General features: G+C 59.9%; 18 protein-coding genes and 1 pseudogene. 6 read left to right on the forward strand and 13 right to left on the reverse strand.

Translation table 11 applies throughout. The features are described 5' to 3' along the window. Positions 1-62 precede the first annotated feature (62 nt). From B723_RS21465 to B723_RS21480, 4 genes are read left to right on the forward strand one after another with little or no spacing between them, the layout of a single operon-like run. Positions 63-593, forward strand: coding sequence for an iron transporter (locus tag B723_RS21465; protein WP_017338861.1), 531 nt, complete (start codon positions 63-65; stop codon positions 591-593). Continuing rightward, complete coding sequence (locus B723_RS21470; protein WP_017338862.1) at positions 594-926, forward strand: cupredoxin domain-containing protein; 333 nt, start codon at positions 594-596, stop codon at positions 924-926. A 22-nt stretch (positions 927-948) separates the two neighbouring features. After that, positions 949-1,803: an FTR1 family iron permease gene (locus B723_RS21475; protein WP_031318930.1), complete on the forward strand. Its 855-nt coding sequence runs from the start codon at positions 949-951 to the stop codon at positions 1,801-1,803. After that, the gene (locus B723_RS21480) at positions 1,791-3,170 is read left to right on the forward strand and encodes a 4Fe-4S binding protein (protein ID WP_017338864.1); all 1,380 of its coding nucleotides are present in this window, start codon (positions 1,791-1,793) and stop codon (positions 3,168-3,170) included. Before B723_RS21475 ends, B723_RS21480 begins: the two co-directional genes overlap by 13 nt. A 33-nt stretch (positions 3,171-3,203) precedes the next feature. Here B723_RS21480 and B723_RS21485 read toward each other — a convergent pair whose 3' ends face one another. The 13 genes and pseudogenes from B723_RS21485 to B723_RS21540 all read right to left on the reverse strand — a co-directional run bounded on the left by B723_RS21485 (position 3,204) and on the right by B723_RS21540 (position 19,569). Beyond that, positions 3,204-4,265, reverse strand: coding sequence for a methyl-accepting chemotaxis protein (locus B723_RS21485; protein ID WP_414883967.1), 1,062 nt, complete (start codon positions 4,263-4,265; stop codon positions 3,204-3,206). 30 nt (positions 4,266-4,295) lie between these two features. Continuing rightward, a pseudogene (locus B723_RS34195) lies at positions 4,296-4,865 on the reverse strand (MCP four helix bundle domain-containing protein); the annotation flags it as partial. Positions 4,866-4,916: 51 nt separating this feature from the next. After that, a complete protein-coding gene (locus B723_RS21490; protein ID WP_017338866.1) occupies positions 4,917-5,585 on the reverse strand; it encodes an anaerobic ribonucleoside-triphosphate reductase activating protein in 669 nt (222 codons plus the stop codon). Positions 5,586-5,608: 23 nt separating this feature from the next. Then, positions 5,609-5,776 carry an anaerobic ribonucleoside-triphosphate reductase gene (nrdD, locus tag B723_RS33935; RefSeq protein ID WP_017338867.1) on the reverse strand — a complete coding sequence of 56 codons (168 nt, stop codon included), beginning with the start codon at positions 5,774-5,776 and terminating at the stop codon, positions 5,609-5,611. 32 nt (positions 5,777-5,808) lie between these two features. After that, entirely contained in the window at positions 5,809-7,824 is a 2,016-nt protein-coding gene (locus B723_RS21500) for a ribonucleoside triphosphate reductase (RefSeq protein ID WP_017338868.1), read from the reverse strand. A gap of 263 nt (positions 7,825-8,087) precedes the next feature. Next, positions 8,088-9,080 (reverse strand): GTP 3',8-cyclase MoaA, encoded by a 993-nt coding sequence (gene moaA / locus B723_RS21505; protein WP_017338869.1) that lies wholly within the window; start codon positions 9,078-9,080, stop codon positions 8,088-8,090. A gap of 25 nt (positions 9,081-9,105) precedes the next feature. Continuing rightward, positions 9,106-10,065 carry a peptidylprolyl isomerase gene (locus B723_RS21510; protein ID WP_031318932.1) on the reverse strand — a complete coding sequence of 320 codons (960 nt, stop codon included), beginning with the start codon at positions 10,063-10,065 and terminating at the stop codon, positions 9,106-9,108. Positions 10,066-10,075: 10 nt separating this feature from the next. Next, on the reverse strand, positions 10,076-10,756 hold the full coding sequence (narI, locus tag B723_RS21515; RefSeq protein ID WP_017338871.1) for a respiratory nitrate reductase subunit gamma: 681 nt from the start codon (positions 10,754-10,756) through the stop codon (positions 10,076-10,078). Continuing rightward, entirely contained in the window at positions 10,749-11,504 is a 756-nt protein-coding gene (gene narJ, locus B723_RS21520) for a nitrate reductase molybdenum cofactor assembly chaperone (protein WP_017338872.1), read from the reverse strand. Before narJ ends, narI begins: the two co-directional genes overlap by 8 nt. A gap of 2 nt (positions 11,505-11,506) precedes the next feature. Next, a complete protein-coding gene (gene narH, locus B723_RS21525; protein WP_010460230.1) occupies positions 11,507-13,045 on the reverse strand; it encodes a nitrate reductase subunit beta in 1,539 nt (512 codons plus the stop codon). A 1-nt stretch (position 13,046) separates the two neighbouring features. Next, positions 13,047-16,820 carry a nitrate reductase subunit alpha gene (locus B723_RS21530; RefSeq protein WP_017338873.1) on the reverse strand — a complete coding sequence of 1,258 codons (3,774 nt, stop codon included), beginning with the start codon at positions 16,818-16,820 and terminating at the stop codon, positions 13,047-13,049. Positions 16,821-16,889: 69 nt separating this feature from the next. Further along, entirely contained in the window at positions 16,890-18,287 is a 1,398-nt protein-coding gene (locus B723_RS21535; RefSeq protein WP_017338874.1) for a NarK family nitrate/nitrite MFS transporter, read from the reverse strand. Then, positions 18,265-19,569, reverse strand: coding sequence for an MFS transporter (locus tag B723_RS21540; protein WP_017338875.1), 1,305 nt, complete (start codon positions 19,567-19,569; stop codon positions 18,265-18,267). The genes B723_RS21535 and B723_RS21540 overlap by 23 nt, the downstream gene beginning before the upstream one ends. A 304-nt stretch (positions 19,570-19,873) precedes the next feature. Here B723_RS21540 and B723_RS21545 point away from each other — a divergent pair, with 304 nt between their 5' ends. Together B723_RS21545 and narL are read left to right on the forward strand one after the other, a co-directional pair. Beyond that, positions 19,874-21,676 (forward strand): HAMP domain-containing protein, encoded by a 1,803-nt coding sequence (locus B723_RS21545; RefSeq protein ID WP_017338876.1) that lies wholly within the window; start codon positions 19,874-19,876, stop codon positions 21,674-21,676. Then, complete coding sequence (gene narL / locus B723_RS21550) at positions 21,673-22,320, forward strand: two-component system response regulator NarL (protein ID WP_010460222.1); 648 nt, start codon at positions 21,673-21,675, stop codon at positions 22,318-22,320. Before B723_RS21545 ends, narL begins: the two co-directional genes overlap by 4 nt. The last annotated feature ends 63 nt before the right edge of the window (positions 22,321-22,383 follow it).

Below are 22,383 nucleotides of genomic sequence, written 5' to 3' on the forward strand. Positions count from 1 at the left end.
TATTGTTCGCAGCAAAGCTTCCTAGACTCGGGCTCCTACTCGTCAATGCCCAGGAAGAAATTATGCGTACCCCCTTGTCGCTTTCGCTTGCCCTGCTCTTGCTCACACCGCTGGCTCACGCCAAGGAATACCCGATCGGTGAGCCACAGTTGTGTCCTGGGCTGGAAGTCGGGGCGGTGTATTTGCAGCCAATCGAGATGGCACCTGCCGGAATGATGCGGGCCACCGCGGATTCCGATGTGCATCTGGAAGCCGACATTCGCGCCACGGCGGACAATCGACAGGGCTTTCAGGAAGGCAGTTTCGTGCCTTACCTCAATGTCTCGTTCAATCTGAAAAAACAGGGCAGCGAGAACGAACTCAAAGGCGATTTCCACGCCATGGTCGCCAATGACGGCCCGCACTATGGCGACAATGTAAAGCTGCTCGGCCCAGGCAAATATCAGCTGACCTTCACCGTCCTGCCACCCGGCGGTCATGGGTCCCTTGGCCGTCATACCGATAAGGAAACCGGCGTAGCCCCCTGGTTTGAACGCTGCGAATTGCACTACGAGTTCATCTACGCCGGCATTGGTAAAAAAGGCGGCTATTGAATGAAGCGCCTGGAGATTGCCTGGCTGATGCTTGCCGGAGCAGTGGCGCCGTTCACGGCCTATGCCGAATTACCCAGCTATGAACTCAGCCTGCGCGATGGCCACTTCACGCCTGCCCTGTTGGAGGTTCCGGCCGGTCAGCGCTTCAAGATCATCCTGAAAAATATCGGCCAAGGCCCAGCCGAATTCGAGAGCACGCCATTGCGGGTTGAAAAAGTACTGTCGCCGGGCGTGACAACCTTCGTGGTCATTCACCCGCTCAGGCCCGGCCACTACCCCTTCTTCGACGAGTTCAATCCACAACTGCCCGAGGGCGGCATCCTCGCGAAATAACCCGTTCAAACACGGAGTTTTCATGAATCAATCAATGTTCATTGTCTGGCGCGAAAGCGTCGAGGCGCTGCTGGTGATCGGCATTCTCCAGGCCTGGGTCAGTCAGCAGCATCAGGGTGATCGACTGGCGAAGTACTTGTGGGCAGGCGTCGTGCTGGGGTTGATGCTTTCGGGCCTGCTGGCGGTGTTGATTCTGTTTGCCGGTGAGGCCATGAGCGGTTCAGCCAGTGAATGGTTCCAGGCTGCACTTGCGCTGGTGGCCAGCCTGCTGATCGTGCAAATGGTCGGCTGGATGCACCGCCACGGGCGCACGCTCAAGCACGATTTGCAACGACACGCCGATAGCCACCTGGCTCGGCAAGGTGGCGCGGGTCTGTTACTGCTGGCCCTGCTCGCCGTCAGCCGCGAAGGCAGTGAAACGGTAGTCTTTCTCTATGGCTCCGGTGCTCAGTTGCGAGGTCCGCAGCTCGGTTTGTTTGCCGTCGGCGGCGCAATGGGGTTGGTGCTGTCGGCGCTGACCATTGCCCTGCTGCACAGCAGTCGCCGGTTCATCTCTTGGCAGCGATTCTTTGCCATCAGCGAAGCTGTTTTGCTGGTACTCGGCGCGGCGTTGCTGGTCAGCGGTACCGAGCGAATTGGCGGCCAATTACTCGCCATGGATTTACCGGAGGTGATGTACAGCCTCGTTGGTGATGCGCTTTGGGACAGCAGTGCCTTGCTCAGTGACAGCCATGGACTGGGTGGTTTTCTTGCCGGTTTTGCCGGTTATCGTGCGACGCCCAGCGGCATGACGTTACTGGTGCTGGCCGGTTATTGGCTGACCGTCGGCGGTTGGCTACGCCAGCGTGCTGTGGAAAAAGTCCCATGCCTGAGCTGAGTTGCCGCAATCAATGGCTGCAGCGCCTGGGCGACGGCATGCGTCGTCACGCGCCCGTCATCCGTGCCGTGCAGTGGGCCGTTGTTCTGTTCTATGCATTGCTGTTGGTGATCCCGGCGGTGTTGCCGCTGCCGGACAGCCAGGCACGGCTGTTCGATAACCTGACCCTGTTCGCGCAGTTTTTGTTCTGGGGCATATGGTGGCCGTTCGTGCTGTTGTCGATCGTGCTGTTCGGACGACTCTGGTGTGGCGTTCTCTGTCCGGAAGGCTCACTCAGCGAATGGGCCAGCCATTACGGCAAAGGTTTGGGTGTGCCGCGCTGGTTGCGCTGGGGCGGCTGGCCAACCCTGGCGTTCTGCCTGACAACCCTCTACGGCCAGTTGATCAGCGTCTATGACTACGCCCAGGCGGCGCTGTTGATTCTGGGCGGTTCGACCGTCGCCGCGGTCGTCGTCGGGTTGCTGTTCGCCCGGGGCAAGCGGGTCTGGTGCCGTTACCTGTGCCCGGTCAGCGGCGTCTTCGCCCTGCTCGCCCGACTGGCGCCCGTGCATTTTCAGGTCGACGAACAACGCTGGATGGAAAACGCTGCGCCACGCCTGCCGCCGCCCAACTGCGCGCCCTTGCTCGATATCCGTCGTATGCGAGGCGCCAGTGACTGCCATGCCTGCGGACGTTGCAGCGGACAACGCGGCGCGGTTCAGCTGATCGCGCGCTCCAGCAACCAAGAGATTCTTCATGCGACGGCGCAGACGCTTTCACCGTGGGACGCGCGCTTATTGCTGTTCGGCGTTATCGGTCTGGCCATGGGTGCGTTTCAGTGGACGGTCAGCCCATGGTTCGTCGCCCTCAAACAAACCCTCGCCCAATGGCTGGTCGAGCACGACCAACTCTGGGCCCTTGAGGACAACGCGCCCTGGTGGCTGCTGACCCATTACCCGCAGCTCAACGACAGCTTCAGCTGGCTCGACGGTTTCAGCATCGTCGCTTACTTGAGTTTGAGTTCGATGGTGTTGGGCACGGCGTTGATGATCCTAATGCGCCTGACGGCTCGACTGGCGCAAGATCCTGCACTGTATTGGCCCCTGGCGCTGACACTCACGCCCTTGGGTGGTGCGGGATTGTTTCTCGGGCTGTCGGCCACAACGGTGAAATTGCTGCGCTATGAAGGTCTGCTACTGGAGTGGGTACAACCGGCCAGGGCTTGTCTGTTAATGGCCGCGATGGGGTGGAGCCTGTTGCTGGGTTGGAAACGGCTGGACCGCGAAGGCCTTTCCCAGGTTCGTCGCTGCGCTGGCAACACTTGCCTGCTACTCGCCATCGGCTTGGTAGGGTTCGACTGGTGGTTGCAGTTCTGGGGCTGGTCCTGAGCGCCCTCATCCACAACCACCAACCCGAATTACCTAGACTTTAAAACGCGCCACCGTCTGGTGCAGCGCCCCGGCCATCTGCGCCAAATCGTGACCTGCGGTGTGAGTATGTTGGGCACCCAGCAAGACCTGCTCTGACAAGTTGCGAATCCCCATCAGATTGCGATCCACCTCACGCGCCACCAATGCCTGCTCCTCCGTAGCGCTGGCAATCATCATGTTGCGCTCGTTGATCTGCGAGATCGACCGGGTGATTTCATCCAATGCATCGCCCGACCGTTGCGCCACTTCCAGGGTGGCCCGCACCAGGTTGCTGCTGCTTTGCATGGCCGTCACCGCATGCCCGGTATCGAGACGAATGTTGCCGATCATCTGCTCGATTTCCTGGGTGGACTCTTGAGTGCGATGCGCCAGGGCGCGTACTTCATCGGCGACCACGGCAAAACCGCGTCCGGCATCGCCGGCACGAGCCGCTTCAATGGCCGCGTTAAGGGCCAGTAAATTGGTCTGCTCGGCGATGCTGCGAATCACGTCCAGCACCTTGCTGATGTCCTGCACCCGGCCCGCCAGTTGCTCGATGCGCTGTGAGGTGTCGGTGACCCCATCGGCCAGTGCGCCGATTGAAACCACTGTTTCCTGAACCTGTTCACGCCCGCGTTGCGCGGTTTGCTCGGACTGCCGCGAGGCCTCGGAGGTGCTGACCGCATTGCGCGCCACTTCATCGACCGCCGCGGTCATCTGGTTCACGGCGGTGGCCGCCTGCTCGATCTCCAGCCCTTGCAATTGCAGGTTGCTGCTGGTCTGGCTGCTGACCGCACTCAGCTCTTCGGAGGAACTGGCCACCTGGTCCACCGACATCGCGATGTGCCTGACCATGGCATTCAGACTTTGCTGCATCTGATGCATGTTCATCATCACGCTGCCGCCGGCACTTGAGTTCACGGGTACCTGAATCGTCAGGTCGCCTTGAGCGATCTGATTTAAAAACCGTGCGGCATCATCCGGCTCGCCGCCCAATGGACGGGTCACACTGCGCGTGACGATCACCGCCGCGGCGATGACAAGCGCCACACAGAACAAAAACAACCCGAGCATATTGCGCCGGGCATCGCTGTACAGTGCCTGCGCCGACTGCTCCCGGTCGGCGAATATTTTGCCTTGCAGCGCCATCAACTGATCCAGGCTGCCATAAACCTCGCGTTCGGCCGGCACGACCTTTTGTTTCAGCTGTGCCATGGCGTCATCGAAAGCCCCTTGCCGGATCAACACCTGCACTTGAGTGAACGCCGCCACGTAGGCTTCACGATTCTTCTTCAACGCGGCATAAGCGGTTTTGCCCTCTGGCAAATAGAACAATGGTTCAAGCGTATCGAGTGCCTGGGTAATCCGTTTCTTGGTAGCGTCGATTGACTGCTGCACCTGCTGATTATCTTTATCGATCAGTAGATCCCGGGTGTTCCTGGCGTTATCACGCACGCCGGTGGCGATGACCATGATCGGATCGATCTTCGGCCAGTCCTGCTTGACGATTACTACCGCCTGTTCCTTGAGCGTTGCCAGATCGTGCAACGCGTAAAACGCCATGCCCATCAGCGCCAACGGCGCGATGGCAAAGCCGATGACGATACGTTGTGCTGTCGTTAATTTGGCCATATCAAATGCTCCCTGTTTGATACCTGCCGATTGGCAGCGCATTTGAAAACCTAATGATGGATGTCACCGTTAAACGTTGATTCGCAGCCACGGTTACCCCCGTAACACGAAAGCGGGAAACAGCTCGCGCATGGTTTCCCATAAGTCAGGTAGCAAGGCTTGTGCCGAAACACTCGGCAGCAACGGATCGAACATCCGCTCGGTGCGGACCAACTGCACGGCGAAGCGTTTGACGCCGAGTTCGCTCAAGCGCTTGGCGAGGATCAGCAGACGCGCCGGTTCAAACAGATGCCAATGCACGGTGGTGCGACATTCGTAGTCGACACCGCTGGCCAGCAGATGCTCAAGGCTGCGCCAGTTGGCCGTTCCGCTGCCTTCGACCCGGGTGATCGCCTGGCAATCCTCGGGCAACGCCTTGACATCGAAACCGACCCAATCGGCCCCGGCCAGTGCCTTGGCGAACGCCGCGGGTTTGATGCCGGCGCTGTGCAAACCGATACGAAATCCCATCGCCCGCACCTCCTCCATGGCGCCGAGCAAACCGTCCTGCAGGGTCGGCTCACCGCCACTGAACACCACCGCATCGAGCAGGTCCTGACGCCGTTTCAGAAACGCCAGCACCCGCCGCCAATCCACCTCGTCTGCGCCTCGAGGCGGAATCAACTGCGGGTTATGGCAGTAACGACAACGCCAGGCGCAACCCTGGCAAAACAGCACGCAGGCGAGCTGTCCCGGATAGTCGATAGTGGTCAGGGGCACCATGCCCCCGACCCGTAGCGTTCGACTCACTGGCGCCCGGCCAGTGCCGCGCTTTCAGTGAAGTGCACCCGCTCGCGGTGCTCCGACTGTTTGCCTGGATTGAACGCCGACACAGGGCGGTGATAGCCCATCACCCGGGTCCAGACTTCGCAGCGTTGACGTTGAGCCTGGGGCAGTGTTTGCGATGCAGTCATGGTGAAGCTCCTTGCGGTTGAGTGGATCGAAATCAATGAACGGTGCCGAGCTTCTGTTCTTGCAGCAGCAAGACCTCGTCGCATTTGGGGCAGAACTCATGCTCGCCATCGAGGTAGCCGTGCACCGGGCAGATGGAGAACGTCGGGGTCACGGTCAGGTACGGCAGGCGGAAGCGGCCAAGGGCTTTGCGCACCAGTTGCTTGCACGCCTCGGTCGAGGAAATCCGCTCGGCCATGTACAGATGCAAGACGGTACCGCCGGTGTATTTGCATTGCAGTTCGTCCTGAAGTTCCAACGCCTCGAAGGGGTCTTCGGTGTAGCCCACGGGCAGTTGGGAGGAGTTGGTGTAATACGGCGCTTGCACGCTGCCGGCCTGGAGAATGCCGGGGTAACGCTTGAGGTCTTCCTTGGCGAAGCGGTAAGTCGTGCCCTCGGCCGGCGTCGCTTCAAGGTTGTACATGTGGCCGGTTTCTTCCTGGAACCGCAGCAACGTGGCGCGCACATGATCGAGCATCTTCAAAGCGAACTGGCGGCCCTGCTCGGTGTGCATGCCCTCCTCGTCGCCGGTGAAATTGCGCAGCATTTCATGCATGCCGTTGAGGCCGATGGTGGAAAAATGGTTGCGCAGGGTTCCGAGGTATCGCTTGGTGTACGGGTACAAACCGGCATCCATGTGGTGCTGAATCACCTTGCGCTTGACCTCCAGGCTTTCCATCGCCAGTTCCATCAGAGTGTCCAGACGCTGCAGTAAACCGCTGGTATCACCCTTGAACACATAGCCCAGCCGAGCGCAGTTGATGGTGACAACGCCGAGCGATCCGGTCTGTTCCGCTGAGCCGAACAAGCCGCCACCACGCTTGAGCAACTCGCGCACATCCAGCTGCAAACGGCAGCACATCGAGCGCACCTGATTGGGTTGCAGGTCCGAATTGAGGAAGTTCTGGAAATACGGCAGACCGTACCGCGCGGTCATCTCGAACAGACGATCGGCGTTTTCACTGTCCCACGGAAAGTCATGGGTGATGTTGTAGGTCGGGATCGGAAAGGTGAACACCCGCCCTTTCGCGTCGCCGGCCTGCATCACTTCGATGTAAGCGCGGTTGAGCAGCTCCATTTCGGCTTGCAGGTCACCATAGGCAAACGGCATTTCTTCACCGCCGATGACGGGTATCTGCTCACGCAAATCCTGGGGGCACACCCAGTCGAAGGTCAGGTTGGTAAATGGCGTCTGCGTGCCCCAGCGTGACGGTACGTTGAGGTTGTAGATGAACTCCTGGATCGCCTGGCGTACTTCCTGAAAACTCAGTTGATCCTTGCGCACGTAGGGCGCCAGATAGGTGTCGAACGAGCTGAACGCCTGGGCGCCGGCCCATTCGTTTTGCAGGGTGCCGAGAAAATTCACCATCTGCCCCAAGGCACTGCTCAAGTGCTTTGGCGGACCGGCTTCGACACGCCCCGGCACACCGTTGAGCCCTTCATGCAACAGGGTGCGCAGCGACCAGCCGGCGCAGTAACCGGCGAGCATGTCGAGGTCGTGCACATGCAAATCCGCCTCACGGTGGGCCTGGCCGATGGCCTCGCTGTACACCTCGTCCAGCCAGTAGTTGGCAGTGACCTTGCCCGACACGTTCAACACCAGTCCGCCCAGTGAATACCCCTGATTGGCGTTGGCCTGGACCCGCCAGTCTTCACGGTCCAGGTATTCGTTCATCGAAGTCGCCACCTCGACCATGGTCCGGCGGTCGCGGCGCAAGCGCCCGTGCTGTTCGCGGTAGACGATGTAGGCACGCATGGCGAGGAAATATCCGGCGTCCATCAACACCCGTTCAACGCGGTCCTGGATTTGCTCGACATGGAGTCTTGGCAAACCTTCGAGCCTGGCCAATACCGCGTTAAGCAAGCCTTCAACCTCAACCTCGGCGTACTCCCCCGTCGCCTTGCCGGCGGCGATCAATGCCTGACGGATTTTGTCGGCATCGAAGGCGACCTGACTGCCATCGCGTTTGTGCAAGCGGTTACATCCTACTGCGATCAGCGTACTTTGCATTCGGCCTCCAGATACTACATATAGATGTTTATAGACAAATAAACACAACATGCAGTGAAGACTACGGACAAAGGGCTGATCTGCAATTGATCGACATCAAGATTTCCCGGCGAAAAAACGTCCGATGACGGCAGAAGAAAATCTAATGTGGGAGCGAGCCTGCTCGCGATGACTGCAGCACGCTCAACATTGATGTCGATTGTTCTACCGCTATCGCGAGCAGGCTCGCTCGCACATTGATTTGCTGTGTTTTACAGATCAGCTCAACCGCCACTCATGTTCATGAACCGTACAATCTGCACCTCCCCTTCGGGGCTGAAATCGTGGCGCAACGGCTTGCCGCGCAAGGCCTTCTGCACAGCATTGATCACGGGCTGATCATCCAGCGGATAACGCCGCAGCAATCCTTTTAAATCCAGGGCATCGTCCTGCCCCAAACACAGCAACAGCTTCCCTTCAACGGTCATCCGTACCCGGTTGCAGCTGCCGCAGAAGTTGTGGCTGTTGGGTGAAATGAAACCGATCCGGGTCTCCGGATGGCGTTCCAGGCGCACGTAGCGCGCCGGTCCACCGCTGTTTTCAGTGCTGTCGAGTAACCGATGCTGGCTGGCGATCAGCGACCGAACCTCGTCGCTGGAACAAAACGATTCACCCCGGGAACGCCCGACATCGCCCAAGGGCATTTCCTCGATGAAACTGATATCGATGCGCTGGTCGATGGCGTACTGCACCAACGCCGGGACTTCATCAAAGTTGCGGCCCTTCATCACCACGCAGTTGAGTTTGATTCGCTCGAACCCCGCGTCCCGTGCTGCCTCGATGCCGTTGAGCACTTGATCGAGATCGCCAATGCGAGTGATCGCGCGAAACTTCTGCCCGTCCAGGCTATCGAGGCTGATGTTCATCCGCTTCACCCCGGCATCGACCAACGGCCGGGCCAGACGGCCCAGCTGCGAGCCGTTGCTGGTCATCACCAATTCGCGCAAACCGGGCAACGCGGCGATGTTGCGACAAAGTTCGACAATGCCCGGACGAATCAGCGGCTCGCCGCCGGTCAGGCGAATCTTGCGTACACCCAGGCCAACGAACAGCGTTGCCAAACGCTGCAACTCTTCAAGGGTGAGCACCTGCTGACGCGGCAGGAAGGTCATGTTTTTCGCCATGCAATACACACAGCGAAAATCACAGCGGTCCGTCACCGACATCCGCAGATAATCAATCTGCCGTCCAAAGCCATCCTGCATTACAGCGTTCATCACATCTCCCGGTTTACCTTGATGCTCACTGCACCAGCGGTGAGTCGGCGCCCTGCAGATGGATACCGCGAATATCCGCCGCACCGATCAGGGTTTGCAGGTATTGCACCAGGGCTTTTTGCCAGACGCCTTGCTGCAACTGCGTGCGAATCGCCGTCGACACCACTTCATAGGGCAACGGCATGCCTTCGATTCGCTGATCGACACTGACTACATGCCAGCCGTAGCGACTTTCCAGCGGTTTGCTGGCCAGGCCCGGTGCCAGAGTGAACAACTGACGTTCCAGTTCAGGCACGGTCTGGCCCTTACTGATCTGCCCCAAAGAACCACCCTGGGCCTTCGACGGGCAGGCCGAATAGTTCACCGCCAGTTCGGCGAAAGTGCCGGGGAATTCTTCCAGACGTTGCAGCAGGATTTCCGCCTGAACATGCGCAAGGCTGCGCGCCTCGACATCGTCCGGCGCACATTCGAGCAGGATGTGCCGCACCGCCAGCAACGGAGCACTGTGGAAGCGTCCGCGATTGTTTTCGTAGTAACGAAGACTGGTTTCCTCGTCGCACTGCGGCACATGCACCTCGCGTTCAAGCAACAAACGCGTGGCCGCTTCTTCTTCGTTCTCGCCAGCACCGATCTCCATCGATACGCCGAGTTCGGCAATGCGTTGCTGCAACAACTCGCGGATCACCAGTGCCCGGGCGGCCAAGTACACCGCTTCTTCGCGGCTTTCGGCCGGGTGATATTGCAGCTCCTGGGCCATCGCTTCCGGCGTGATCGACACCTCGTTGACGCTGATGATCGGCCACTCCTGTTCACTGCTGGCGATCAACTGCGCCGGGGCGTCATCGGCCCCTGCGGGCTCAACCGGCAGCGCTTCGAACTGCGCCTCTGCGACCGGCGCCATGTCGAGAACGGCCTCCGATTTTTTTGAAGAACCGCAGCCACCGCCGCCCCCATTACCGCCACCACATCCGCATCCACCTGACATGATTGTCTCCTCAGTACTTCTGACGAACGATTTGATAACGGCGCCCCAGGTACCAGATCGGTGCGCTGATCATGTGTACGAGACGGGTGAAGGGGAACAGCACAAACAGGGTCAAACCGAGAAACACATGCAGCTTGTAGATCAGCCCAACCGGCGCGATGGCCGCCGCTGCTTCCACCGGACGCAACAACACGGTGTTCTGTGCCCAATCGGCGAGCATCACCATCACCGAGCCGTCCATATGCGCGGTGGACGCAACGATCGTCAGCAGCCCCAGCAGCAACTGCGCCAGCAGCACCAGCAGAATCAGAATGTCCGAGGGGCTGGACGTGGCGCGGACCCGTGGATCGGTCAACCGCCGATTGACCAGCATCAGCAAGCCAATCAGGCACAACAGACCAAAGAAGCCACCGGACACCATCGCCAGCAACTGCTTGTTCTCAGTGCTGATCACGTGGTGATAAACCGACGCAGGGGTCAGCAGGCCGACAAAGTGTCCGGCCAGTACGAACAACACACCGATGTGGAAGAAGTTGCTCGCCACGCGCATGCCGCGCTGATTGAGCATCTGGCTCGAGCCGGCCTTCCAGGTGTACTGCGACAGATCAAAACGCGCCCAGCTGCCAATCAGGCAAATCGCCAGGGCGACGTAGGGATAGACCCCGAACAACAACAGGTTCCATTTAGACATTGCCTACCTCCTTGGCCGGCACGGCGGCCAACCCTTCATGCTGAAAATCCACCCAGTGCAACGGCACCGCGCTTTCTTCCCGGGCCTTGCCCGGTGCGCTTGGCAGTCCACTGCAACGGTCCTGCTGTTCGGCCTGGAGAAAGTCCACGGCCTCCTCTTCCCAGATCTTGTCGAGGGCTTCCAGGGAGTCGTCGCGCGGCTCCGCCGCCACCTGCGCCCGCAGGTCGGCCACCGCTTGATGCGGCTCGGCCCCGGCAATTTGCAGCAGCGCCCGGAAGCAGCTGGCATAGGCGCTTTCGCGCTCTTCCAGACGTGCGGCGAGCAAGGCCAGCAAGTGCGAAACATCCGCCAGGCCCTCCCGGGCCTCGATGTCTTCGCGGGTGGACAGGAACTCCAGGTACAGCGGGATGTAATCGGGCAGCTCTTTGACACCGATGGCAAAACCGGCTTCTTCGTATTGCGCCATCATGTCGACCATCGCCTGGCCGCGATCGCGGGATTCGCCATGCACGTGCTCGAACAAGAGCAGCGACAGCGAGCGGCCTCGACCGAACAGCGCACCGTAGTGTTCCTGCCCATCCATCAGGTCATTGGCGCAGATCAACTCCAACAATTCGAACAACGCACCCCGTTGCTTCGGGCTGATTTCCCGTGACTGGATGATCGCTTGCTCGAGTTCGTCGCGACCGCCAATCAGTGTCTCGGTCGGGTAATCGAGCAGCAGCGAAATCACTTTGAGAATTTGCATGCTCATTCCTCCCACAACTGGACGGTTTTCAGGATGTCGCGGCGGTTGGCTTTCTTCGCACCGAACATGTTGGTGTCGGAGCTGCCGCTGCAGCCGCTACCAAAGCTGAAACCGCAACCGGAGCGCTCGGCAAAGGCGTCGCTCATGGCGTCTTCACGGTGGGCGCTCGGTACCACAAAGCGGTCTTCGTAGTTGGCGATTGCCAGGTAGCGATACATCTCCTCGACCTGGGCCACACTCAGGCCGACATCCGCCAGCACCTGCAGGTCCTGCACGCCGTCGACTTGCTCGGAACGTTTGTAGGCGCGCATCGCCAGCAAACGTTTAAGCGCACGCTTGACCGGCTTTTCATCACCCGCCGTCAGCAGGTTCGCCAGGTACTTCAGGGGAATACGCAGGCTGTCGACATCCGGGATCACCCCGTTCATGCCGACGGTGCCGGCAGTGGCAGCGTTCTGGATCGGCGACAGTGGCGGCACGTACCAGACCATCGGCAAGGTGCGGTATTCCGGGTGCAGCGGCAGCGCGAGTTTCCAGTCCACGGCCATTTTGTAGACCGGCGAACGCTGAGCGGAATCGATCACCGATTGCGGTACGCCATCGGCCAGGGCCTGACGAATCACTGCCGGATCGTTCGGATCGAGGAAGATCTCCAGTTGTTTCTCGTACAGGTCCTGCTCATTGGCGGTGCTCGCCACTTCGCTGATGCGGTCGGCGTCATACAGCAGCACGCCGAGGTAGCGGATGCGCCCGACGCAGGTTTCCGCGCAAACGGTCGGCATCCCGGCTTCGATACGCGGGTAGCAGAAGATGCATTTCTCGGACTTACCGCTTTTCCAGTTGAAATAGATCTTCTTGTACGGGCAGCCGCTGATGCACATCCGCCAGCCACGGCATTTTTCCTGGTCGATCAGGACGATGCCGTCTTCTTCACGCTTGTAGATCGCACCGCTCGGGCACGACGCCGCGCACGTCGGGTTGAGGCAGTGCTCGCACAGGCGCGGCAAATACATCATGAACGTGTTTTCGTACTCGCCGTAAATGTCCGCCTGAATCTTGTCGAAGTTCTTGTCCTTGCGACGTTTGGCGAATTCGGTGCCGAGGATTTCTTCCCAGTTCGGGCCCCACTCGATTTTTTCCATGCGCTTGCCGGAGATCAGCGAACGCGGACGCGCGGTGGGTTGATGCTCGCCCAGCGGCGCGGTGTGCAGGTGCTGGTAATCGAAGTCGAACGGTTCGTAGTAGTCGTCGAGGCTCGGCAGGTCCGGGTTGGCGAAAATGTTCGCCAACACGCGGAATTTACCGCCGATGCGCGGGTTGATCGTGCCGTTGGCGTTGCGGATCCAGCCGCCCTTCCACTTGTCCTGGTTTTCCCATTCTTTCGGGTAGCCGATCCCGGGTTTTGATTCGACGTTGTTGAACCAGGCGTATTCCATGCCTTCGCGGCTGGTCCAGACGTTTTTGCAAGTGATCGAACAGGTGTGGCAACCGATGCATTTGTCCAGGTTCAGAACCATGCCGATTTGTGAGCGAATCTTCATCTCAGTTCTCCTCAATATCGGTCGGCAGCGGACGTGGCAGGTCATCGCCACTTGAACCATCGAGCCAGTCGACTTTGGACATTTTGCGCACCACGACGAATTCATCGCGGTTGCAACCGACCGTGCCGTAATAGTTGAAACCGTAGGCCTGTTGGGCATAGCCGCCGATCATGTGGGTCGGTTTGAGCACGACGCGGGTGACCGAGTTGTGGTGGCCGCCACGGGTCTTGGTGGTTTCCGAACCTGGCACGTTCACGATCCGTTCCTGTGCGTGATACATCATCACCATGCCGTCCTTGACGCGCTGACTGACCACCGCCCGGGCGGTCAGTGCACCGTTGACGTTGAAGCACTCGATCCAGTCGTTGTCCTCGATGCCGGCGCTTTTCGCGTCGTTCTCCGAGAGCCAGACAATCGGCCCGCCACGGCTGAGGGTCAGCATCAGCAGGTTGTCGCTGTAGGTGCTGTGAATGCCCCATTTCTGGTGCGGGGTAATCCAGTTCAGGACGATTTCCTTGTGGCCGTTGCTGCGCTTGCCTTTTACCCCTTCGATGGTGCGGGTGTTGACCGGCGGGCGATAACTCATCAGTTGCTCGCCGAACGCCTGCATCCACGGGTGATCCTGGTAAAACTGCTGGCGACCGGTGATGGTGCGCCACGGGATCCCTTCGTGAACGTTGGTATAGCCGGCGTTGTAGCTGACGTGATCGTCTTCGAGGCCCGACCAGGTCGGGCTGGAAATGATCTTGCGCGGCTGTGCCTGGATGTCGCGAAAACGAATCGCCTCGTGGGCCTTGGACAGCGCCAGGTGGCTGTGGTCGATGCCGGTGAATTCCGACAGCGCGGCCCAGGCCTTGACCGCCACCTGGCCGTTGGTTTCCGGCGCCAGGGACAGAATCACTTCTGCCGCATCGATGGCCGTGTCGATTTTCGGACGGCCGTGACTGATACCGGCATCGCCTTCTTTGTGATTGAGTTCACCGAGGAATTTCACTTCGTCTTCGGTGTTCCAGTTGATGCCCTTGCCGCCGTTGCCGTGTTTTTCCAGTAATGGCCCGAGGGACGAGAACTGTTTGTAGATGTTCGGGTAGTCACGCTCCACCACGTGCAGATTCGGTGCGTTTTTGCCTGGCACCGGTGCCACGCCGGCGCTTTTCCAGTCGGTGCCGCCAAACGGCTGGGCCAGTTCGCCGACGCTGTCGTGCATCAGCGGGATGGTCACCAGATCCTTTTCAACGCCCAGGTGCCCTTCGGACATGCTGGAAAATGCCTTGGCGATGCCTTTGTAGATTTCCCAGTCGGAACGCGATTCCCACGCCGGGTCGATCGCTGCCGACAACGGGTGAATGAACGGGTGCATGTCCGAGGTGTTCATGTCGTCTTTTTCGTACCAGGTCGCGGTCGGCAACACGATGTCGGAATAGACGCAGGTCGAGGACATGCGGAAGTCCAGCGTAGTGACCAGATCAAGCTTGCCGATGGCGCCCTCATCCACCCATTCGGCTTCTTCAGGTTTGCAATCGCCGACCTGGCCGATGTCTTCGTTCATCACCCCGTTTTTGGTGCCCAGCAGGTACTTGAGCATGTACTCGTGGCCCTTGCCCGAGGAGCCCAGCAGGTTGGAACGCCAGATGAACATGTTGCGCGGGAAGTTGACCGGGCTGTCCGGCTGTTCGCAGGAGAAGCGCAGCGAACCGTCCTGCAGCGACTTGACCACGTAGTCTTTCGGCTCCATGCCGGCCGCCGCCGCGTCACGGCAAATGTGCAAAGGGTTAGTGTTGAGTTGCGGTGCGCTGGGCAACCAGCCGGCGCGTTCGGCGCGGATGTTGTAGTCCAGGGCATGCTCGGGGAATTTTGATTTATCGGCCAGTGGCGAGAGCACGTCGTGCATGCTCATCTTCTCGTGGCGCCACTGCGAACTGTGAGCGTAGAAGAAGCTGGTGCCGTTCATCTGGCGAGGCGGACGGTTCCAGTCCAGGCCGAACGCCAATGGCAGCCAGCCGCATTGCGGACGCAGTTTTTCCTGGCCAACGTAGTGCGCCCAACCGCCACCGGTCTGGCCGACACACCCGCAGAGCATGAGCATGTTGATCAGCCCGCGGTAGTTCATGTCCATGTGGTACCAGTGGTTCATCGCCGCGCCGACGATGATCATCGAGCGGCCCTTGGTCTTGTCGGCGTTGTCGGCGAACTCACGGGCGATCTGGATGGCCTTCTCGCGGCTGACGCCAGTGATCTGCTCCTGCCAGGCCGGGGTGCCGGGCACCGAGGCGTCGTTGTAATCCTTGGCGACGTTTTCACCCCCCAAGCCACGGTCGATCGCCAGATTGGCGGCCGACAGGTCGAACACGGTGGCGACTTTGGCCACGCTGCCGTCCGCCAGCACCACGCTGTGAACCGGCACGCGGCGGTATTGCACGGCATCGCCGGCCACGTGCTGGAAGTGTTCGTGGGACTCGCCGGCAAAATACGGGAACGCCACTTCGGCAACGTCACCGCCAATCAGGCTCAGTTTCAGATCGATCTCACGGCCTTCGCCGCCTTCACGAGGCAGGATGTTCCACTTGCCCTTCTCGCCCCAGCGATAACCGATGGAACCCTGAGGCGAAACCAGTTCGCCGCTGACGTCGAGGGCGATGGTTTTCCATTCCGGGTTGTTTTCCTGGCCGAGGTTGTCGGTCAGGTCGCTGGCACGCAGGAAACGGTCCGGCTGGTAACCGGCGCCCGGTGCCTTGTCGACCATTTGCTTGAGCAGCACCAGCACCGGCAAATCGGTGAAACGCTTGGCGTAGTCGGTGAAATAGGCGCTCGGTTTGTCCAGGTGGAATTCTTTGAAGATCACATGGTTGAACGCCTGCGCCAGCGCCGCGTCAGTGCCTTGCTTAGGGTTCAGCCACAGGTCGGTGAGCTTGGCGACTTCCGAGTAATCCGGGGTGATCGCGACCGTCTTGGTGCCCTTGTAGCGGACTTCGGTGAAGAAGTGCGCGTCGGGAGTACGGGTTTGCGGGACGTTGGAGCCCCAGGCAATGATGTAGTTGGAGTTGTACCAGTCGGCCGATTCCGGCACGTCGGTCTGCTCGCCCCAGACCATCGGCGAGGCCGGTGGCAAGTCGCAGTACCAGTCGTAGAAGCTCAGGCAGGCGCCACCGATCAGCGACAGGTAACGCGAGCCTGCGGCATAGCTGACCATCGACATGGCCGGGATCGGCGAGAAGCCGACGATCCGGTCCGGGCCGTATTGCTTGATCGTATAGACGTTGGCCGCGGCAATGATCTCGTTGACTTCCTCCCAGTTGGAGCGGATGAAGCCACCCATGCCACGCTTGCTTTTATAGGAGTCGGCCTTGGCCTTGTCCTCGACGATGCTGGCCCAGGCTTCCACTGGCGCCATGGTCTGCCGCGCATCGCGCCAGAGCTTGAGCAATGGCTTGCGGATTTTCGGGTACTTGAGCCGGTTGGCGCTGTAGATGTACCAGCTGTAACTGGCACCACGCGGACAGCCACGGGGCTCATGGTTCGGCAGATCGTTACGGGTACGCGGGTAGTCGGTCTGCTGGGTTTCCCAGGTGATCAGGCCGTTCTTGACGTAGATTTTCCACGAGCAGGAACCGGTGCAGTTCACCCCGTGGGTGGAACGCACGATCTTGTCGTACTGCCAGCGCGAACGGTAGACGTTCTCCCAGTCACGCGACTCTTTGCGGGTCTCGCCATGACCGTCGGAAAACTCGTTTTGCTTGCGGTTGAAAAACCGCAATTGATCCAGTAAATGACTCACGGTGTAGTCCTCTCAGGCTTTGTCGCGGGGTCTGTGCCCCGCCCACGCAATGGTTGGATGCAGCTCGGCTCAGCAGGGTGTCGCGGCGCCTTTGCGCGCGTACCACCACCAGGTCACCACGATGCAGCTCAGGTAAAAGCCGACGAACATGTAGAAGGCCATCTCCGGGCCGCCGGTCTGGGCCATCGAAGTGCCGAAGGATTTGGGAATAAAGAACGCGCCGAAGGCGCCCATGGCCGAACTGAAGCCCAGGACCGCAGCTGATTCTTTGCCGGCATCCTTGAGCGCTTGTTCGCGCACGGCGGCTGGTTTGCCGGCTGAGGCTTTTTCATGTTGGGTGCGGAAGATCACCGGGATCATGCGGAAGGTGGAACCGTTGCCGACGCCGGTGGTGATGAACAGCAGCATGAACATACCGAGGAAGCCGTAGAAGTTACCGCCCTGGCCGCTTTGCGGCAGAAAGTGCAGAACACCGAACACCATCACGATCATCAGCACGAAGTTCCACAAGGTCACCTTCGCACCGCCGAGCTTGTCCGCCAGCCAGCCGCCCAATGGACGCACCAGCGCACCCACCAACGGGCCGAGGAAAGCGAATTTCAAGGCAATCACGTCAGGGAACGAGGTTTTGATCAGCAGCGGAAACGCGGCGGAGAAACCGATGAATGAACCGAAGGTCGCCAGGTACAACCAGCACATCAGCCAGTTGTGTTTGCGTTTGAAGATCACCGCCTGTTCGCTGAACGAGGCCCGGGCACTGGACAGATCATTCATGCCAAACCAGGCCAGCACGGTCACCAGGACAATAAACGGCACCCAGATGAAGCCGGCGTTCTGCAACCACAACTGGCCGCCGTCCGGTAGTGCTTGCGGCGAGCCGCCCATGAAACCGAACACACCGAAGGTAATCACCAGCGGCACACAGAACTGCATCACCGAGACGCCCAGGTTACCCAGCCCCGCGTTGAGGCCAAGGGCCGTGCCCTGCTGCGACTTGGGATAGAAGAAACTGATGTTGGACATGCTCGACGCGAAGTTGCCGCCACCAAAACCGCAGAGCAACGCAATCAACACGAACACGCTGTAGGAGGTGCTCGGGTCCTGCACGGCGAAGCCCATCCAGATCGATGGCAGCAACAGCGACGCGGTGCTCAGGGCGGTCCAGCGACGGCCACCGAAGATCGGCACCATAAAGGAATAGAAGATCCGCAAGGTCGCCCCGGACAGCCCCGGCAACGCCGCCAGCCAGAACAGCTGGTCGGTGGTGAAGGAGAAACCGATGGCGTTCAAACGCACGATCACCGTGCTCCAGACCATCCACACCGCAAAGGCCAGCAGCAACGCAGGAATGGAAATCCACAAGTTGCGCGTGGCGGTCTGTTTGCCGCTACTTCCCCAGAACGCGGGGTCCTCGGGGCGCCAGTCATGAATGACCGGGCCTTTGTCAGGCTTTTGCAGAACGGACATGTTCTTCTCCTAGGGCAATGCTGGAAATCGGGGACGGTGTCAGCAGCGGCGCTTTACCCAGCACCGGGCTTTTGCGTATTTCGCTGAAGTACATCCAGGTGAGGGAGACCCAGACCACGCCGTACATCAACATGAAGCAGGAAGAGCGCACGCCGGTGAGGTCCACCAGGGCGCCGAACAGGATTGGCAACACGAAGCCGCCCAGGCCACCGGCGAGGCCGACGATGCCGGACACCGCACCCATGTTTTTCGGGTAGTCATTGGCGATGTATTTGAAGACCGAGGCCTTGCCGAACGCGAAGGCGATGCCCATGACGAACAGCAGTACGGTGAACAGCGCGGGGTTGAGGCCGATGTGAAAATCCACCGGGCCGTTGATCGTTTGTACTTGCAGTTGGGTCTGGGGATACGAGAGCAGGAACAGGCAGATCCAGCTGATCCACAACACCCACCAGGTCACGCTTTGCGCACCCCAGCGATCCGACATCCAGCCACCGACCGCACGCAGCACGCCACCGGGCAGGGAAAAACAGGCCGCCAGCAGCGCCGCGCTTTGCAGGCTGAAACCGTATTCCTGCACGTAGTATTTGGTCATCCACAGCGCCAGGGCGACATAACCACCGAAGACGATCGAGTAGTACTGGCAGTAGCGCCACACGGCCGGGTCCTTCAGCGAACTCAATTGCTCACGCAACGTGGCGCCCGAAGCGCTGCGGTGGTTTTTGTTCTCGGCGCTGAGGAACCAGAACAACAGCGCGGTGATAAATAGGATCGCGCTGAAAACTTTCGGCACCAACTGCCAACTGCCGGCAGCGATCAATGCCGGGGCCAGAAACTTGGTCACCGCGGCTCCGGCGTTACCGGCGCCGAAGATGCCCATGGCGAAGCCCTGATTCTCCTTGTCGAACCATTTGGCGACGTAGGCGATCCCCACCGAGAACGAGCCGCCGGCCAGGCCGACGAACAAGCCCAGCACCAGGAACTGCCAATAGGCGGTGGCGTGACTGATCAGGTACAGCGGCGCGACGCAGGCCAGCATCAGCAGGAAGAACACGCTGCGCCCACCAAAGCGGTCGGTCAGCAGCCCCAGTGGCAGACGCACCAGCGAACCGGTCAGCACCGGCGTCGCGGCCAGCAGGCCGAACTGGGTTTCGTTGAGCTGGAGAAGGTCCTTGATCGGCACCCCGAGCACGGCAAACATCATCCAGACCATGAAGCAGACAGTGAAGGCCAATGTGCTCATGCCCAGCACCAGGCCTTGTCGTACACGGGGTTCGGTCACAATGCTCTCCAGTCAGTTAGCCATGGCGGCAGACTAGAGAGGCCAACCCCGCAAAAACTTGACCTACGTCAACGAAGCCCATGGGGGCATAGGCCTATGCTTGCGGGGTCTACCTCTAAGGAGGTAGTACAGAAGAACCCTGAAACCGTTTGTTTATCAGTGTCTTAAGGTTTTTCGCCACGGTTTTTGCTGACAAGGATCAGTCGACAACTCTTTAGAGGTAGCGCGCCCTGGATCGGCGGCAAAACCCTGACCTGGGGTTCCACATGCTCTGTTTTCCTGAAATTGTCCGGGACCTGCGCTGATGATGCGCTGGTTGCGCAGCTCCCTGCCCGCTCGCGCCGGGCTGGCCGTGATCCTGATCGCCGTGCTCGCCCTCGCCAGTTCGTTGAGTGCCGGACTGATCGCCTGGTTCAGCCAGGGTGATGCGGCTGCCATCAACACCGCAGGCTCTGTGCGCATGGAGACCTACCACCTGAGCTGGAAACTGGCCGCAGGGGCAACCGGCGAAGAAATCCTCGCCATCACCGACAGCCTGCAAACCCGTTTAAACAGCCAGTCACTCAAAGCCGTGCTGGAAGATGGCCCGGCCACCGCACTGCAGATCAGCTACGGGCAAATCCAGCAACAATGGAACGAGGATTTGCGTCCGGCACTGGAACGCGGTGATGCCGCCTATTTTCAGCTCCAGGCCCTGCCCTTCGTTGAGCAACTGAACCATTTCGTCGACCTGTTACAGCGCCAAAGCGAACAGAAGCAAGGCTGGCAACAAGTTATCCAGGGCTTGGCGCTGTTCACCACGATGATCGTCCTGCTGCTTGGGCTTTACGAACTGCAATATGGCGTGGTCACGCCCCTGAAAGAGTTGGTGGACGCGACCCAGCGTTTTCGTCGTGGCGATTTCAAGGTGCGGGTCAACCATCAGTCCCAGGACGAATTGGGCCAATTGGCCATGAGTTTCAACGCCATGGCCGAGACGATCGAAGACTCGCATCGCACCCTTGAGAGTCAGGTCCAGCAGAAAACCCTGAACCTGCAACAAGCCAATGCGGCCCTTGAATTGCTGTACCAAAGCAGTCGAAGCCTGGCTACACGCCTGGCCAATGCCGAAGGTTTGGATGAGTTGATCCGGCGCTTCCAGCAACGCCTGCCCGGCTTGCGCCTGTCGCTGTGCCTGCAAGGTCAATTGCAGGCCCCGGCCCAACAGTTGCTCGCCCTGCATGGCGCCAACATCCGCGAAGTCTGCGCCAGCAGCGATTGCGCCACGTGCCAGAAGCACCATAAAGCCAGCCCGCAAACCTTCAGCATCAGCAACCAGGGCAGCGAACTGGGTGAGCTCAAGGCGCATTTTGTCGATGGACACCCGACGCAAGCCTGGGAAACCCAACTGATCCAGGCCCTGGCCAACCTGATCGGCACCTCGCTCTCGCTCAAGCGCCAACGGGAACAGGATCATCGCCTGCTGTTGCTCGACGAACGCACCATCATTGCCCGCGAGCTCCACGACTCACTGGCCCAGGCCCTGTCCTACATGAAGCTGCAAGTCAGCCGCCTGCAGACCCTGATGCGTCGTGGCGAACCGGTCGAGACCCTGGAGAACGTCACCGCCGAACTGCGCGAAGGGCTGAACAATGCCTATCGCCAGTTACGCGAGTTGCTGACCACCTTTCGCTTGCAGATTCACGATGCGGGGCTGGTGCAGGAGCTCAAGGACACCGCCGAAGAGTTCTCCCGTCGCGGGGAGTGCCAGGTGCACCTGCACGTCGACGCGCTGGCCTTTCAATTATCGGCCAGCGAACAAATCCACATTCTGCAGATCACCCGCGAGGCACTCTCCAATTGCCTGCGTCACGCCCACGCGCAAAACGCCTGGCTGCAACTGCGTCAGGACGGTGAAACCGTGAGGCTGATCGTCGAAGACGACGGGCGTGGCTTCAGCGGCAACGTCGACCAACGCGAGCATCACGGCCTGAAAATCATGGATGAGCGGGCCCGCAGCTTGCGCGGTCAACTCGAAATCGTCTCCAGGGAGCCGCAAGGCACCCGTGTCCAACTGGAATTCCAACCGGAGTTTCTGGGACAAAAAACAGAAGGTAGCGTCACATGAACCCGTCCCTGCAACACACCATCCTGCTGGTCGATGACCATCCGATGATGCGTCACGGCATCCGCCAGATGCTCGAACTCGAAGATGATTTCCTGATCGTCGGTGAAGCCAGCAACGGCGAAGAAGCGCTCGGACTGATCGAGCCGCTGCAACCGGATCTGGTGTTGCTCGATAACAACATGCCGGTAATGAATGGCATTGAAACCCTGCGCCAGTTACGGGCGATGCACTACACCGGCAAGGTGCTGCTGTTTACGGTCTCGGATGCCGAAGACGATATTCGCGACGCGCTGCGTCTGGATGCCGACGGCTACCTGCTCAAGGACATGGAGCCCGAGCTGTTGATTCAGTACATCCGCAATGCCTTGAACGGCGAATTGGTGATCAGCCCGGGGCTGACCCAGGTCATGGCCCAGGCACTGCGCTCACCCCAGCGCCAGACCGTGGTGGAACTGACCGAGCGTGAACGTCAGGTGCTGAAAACCATCGCCAGCGGCTTCAGCAACAAAGTCATCGGGCACAAGCTCGGCATCACTGAAGGGACGGTCAAGGTTCATGTGAAAAACCTGCTGCACAAACTCGGCTTGCGCTCGCGGGTCGAGGCCGCGGTATGGGCCATGGAGCATCTGCGCAATGCCGGATGACGGGTATGCCTCTTTGGAGGTAGACCGGCAGAGGCATAGGTCATCCGGCCGACACTCTCTACT

Source organism: Pseudomonas fluorescens NCIMB 11764 (assembly GCF_000293885.2).
Classification (GTDB): domain Bacteria; phylum Pseudomonadota; class Gammaproteobacteria; order Pseudomonadales; family Pseudomonadaceae; genus Aquipseudomonas; species Aquipseudomonas fluorescens_B.

Bases quoted from the DNA above. Each gene is read 5' to 3' on its own strand.
- B723_RS21465 (WP_017338861.1), top strand. From the start codon at position 63: ATGCGTACCCCCTTGTCGCTTTCGCTTGCCCTGCTCTTGCTCACACCG.
- B723_RS21470 (WP_017338862.1), top strand. From the start codon at position 594: ATGAAGCGCCTGGAGATTGCCTGGCTGATGCTTGCCGGAGCAGTGGCG.
- B723_RS21475 (WP_031318930.1), top strand. From the start codon at position 949: ATGAATCAATCAATGTTCATTGTCTGGCGCGAAAGCGTCGAGGCGCTG.
- B723_RS21480 (WP_017338864.1), top strand. From the start codon at position 1,791: ATGCCTGAGCTGAGTTGCCGCAATCAATGGCTGCAGCGCCTGGGCGAC.
- B723_RS21485 (WP_414883967.1), bottom strand. From the start codon at position 4,265: ATGCTCGGGTTGTTTTTGTTCTGTGTGGCGCTTGTCATCGCCGCGGCG.
- B723_RS21490 (WP_017338866.1), bottom strand. From the start codon at position 5,585: ATGGTGCCCCTGACCACTATCGACTATCCGGGACAGCTCGCCTGCGTG.
- nrdD (WP_017338867.1), bottom strand. From the start codon at position 5,776: ATGACTGCATCGCAAACACTGCCCCAGGCTCAACGTCAACGCTGCGAA.
- B723_RS21500 (WP_017338868.1), bottom strand. From the start codon at position 7,824: ATGCAAAGTACGCTGATCGCAGTAGGATGTAACCGCTTGCACAAACGC.
- moaA (WP_017338869.1), bottom strand. From the start codon at position 9,080: ATGAACGCTGTAATGCAGGATGGCTTTGGACGGCAGATTGATTATCTG.
- B723_RS21510 (WP_031318932.1), bottom strand. From the start codon at position 10,065: ATGTCAGGTGGATGCGGATGTGGTGGCGGTAATGGGGGCGGCGGTGGC.
- narI (WP_017338871.1), bottom strand. From the start codon at position 10,756: ATGTCTAAATGGAACCTGTTGTTGTTCGGGGTCTATCCCTACGTCGCC.
- narJ (WP_017338872.1), bottom strand. From the start codon at position 11,504: ATGCAAATTCTCAAAGTGATTTCGCTGCTGCTCGATTACCCGACCGAG.
- narH (WP_010460230.1), bottom strand. From the start codon at position 13,045: ATGAAGATTCGCTCACAAATCGGCATGGTTCTGAACCTGGACAAATGC.
- B723_RS21535 (WP_017338874.1), bottom strand. From the start codon at position 18,287: ATGTCCGTTCTGCAAAAGCCTGACAAAGGCCCGGTCATTCATGACTGG.
- B723_RS21545 (WP_017338876.1), top strand. From the start codon at position 19,874: ATGATGCGCTGGTTGCGCAGCTCCCTGCCCGCTCGCGCCGGGCTGGCC.
- narL (WP_010460222.1), top strand. From the start codon at position 21,673: ATGAACCCGTCCCTGCAACACACCATCCTGCTGGTCGATGACCATCCG.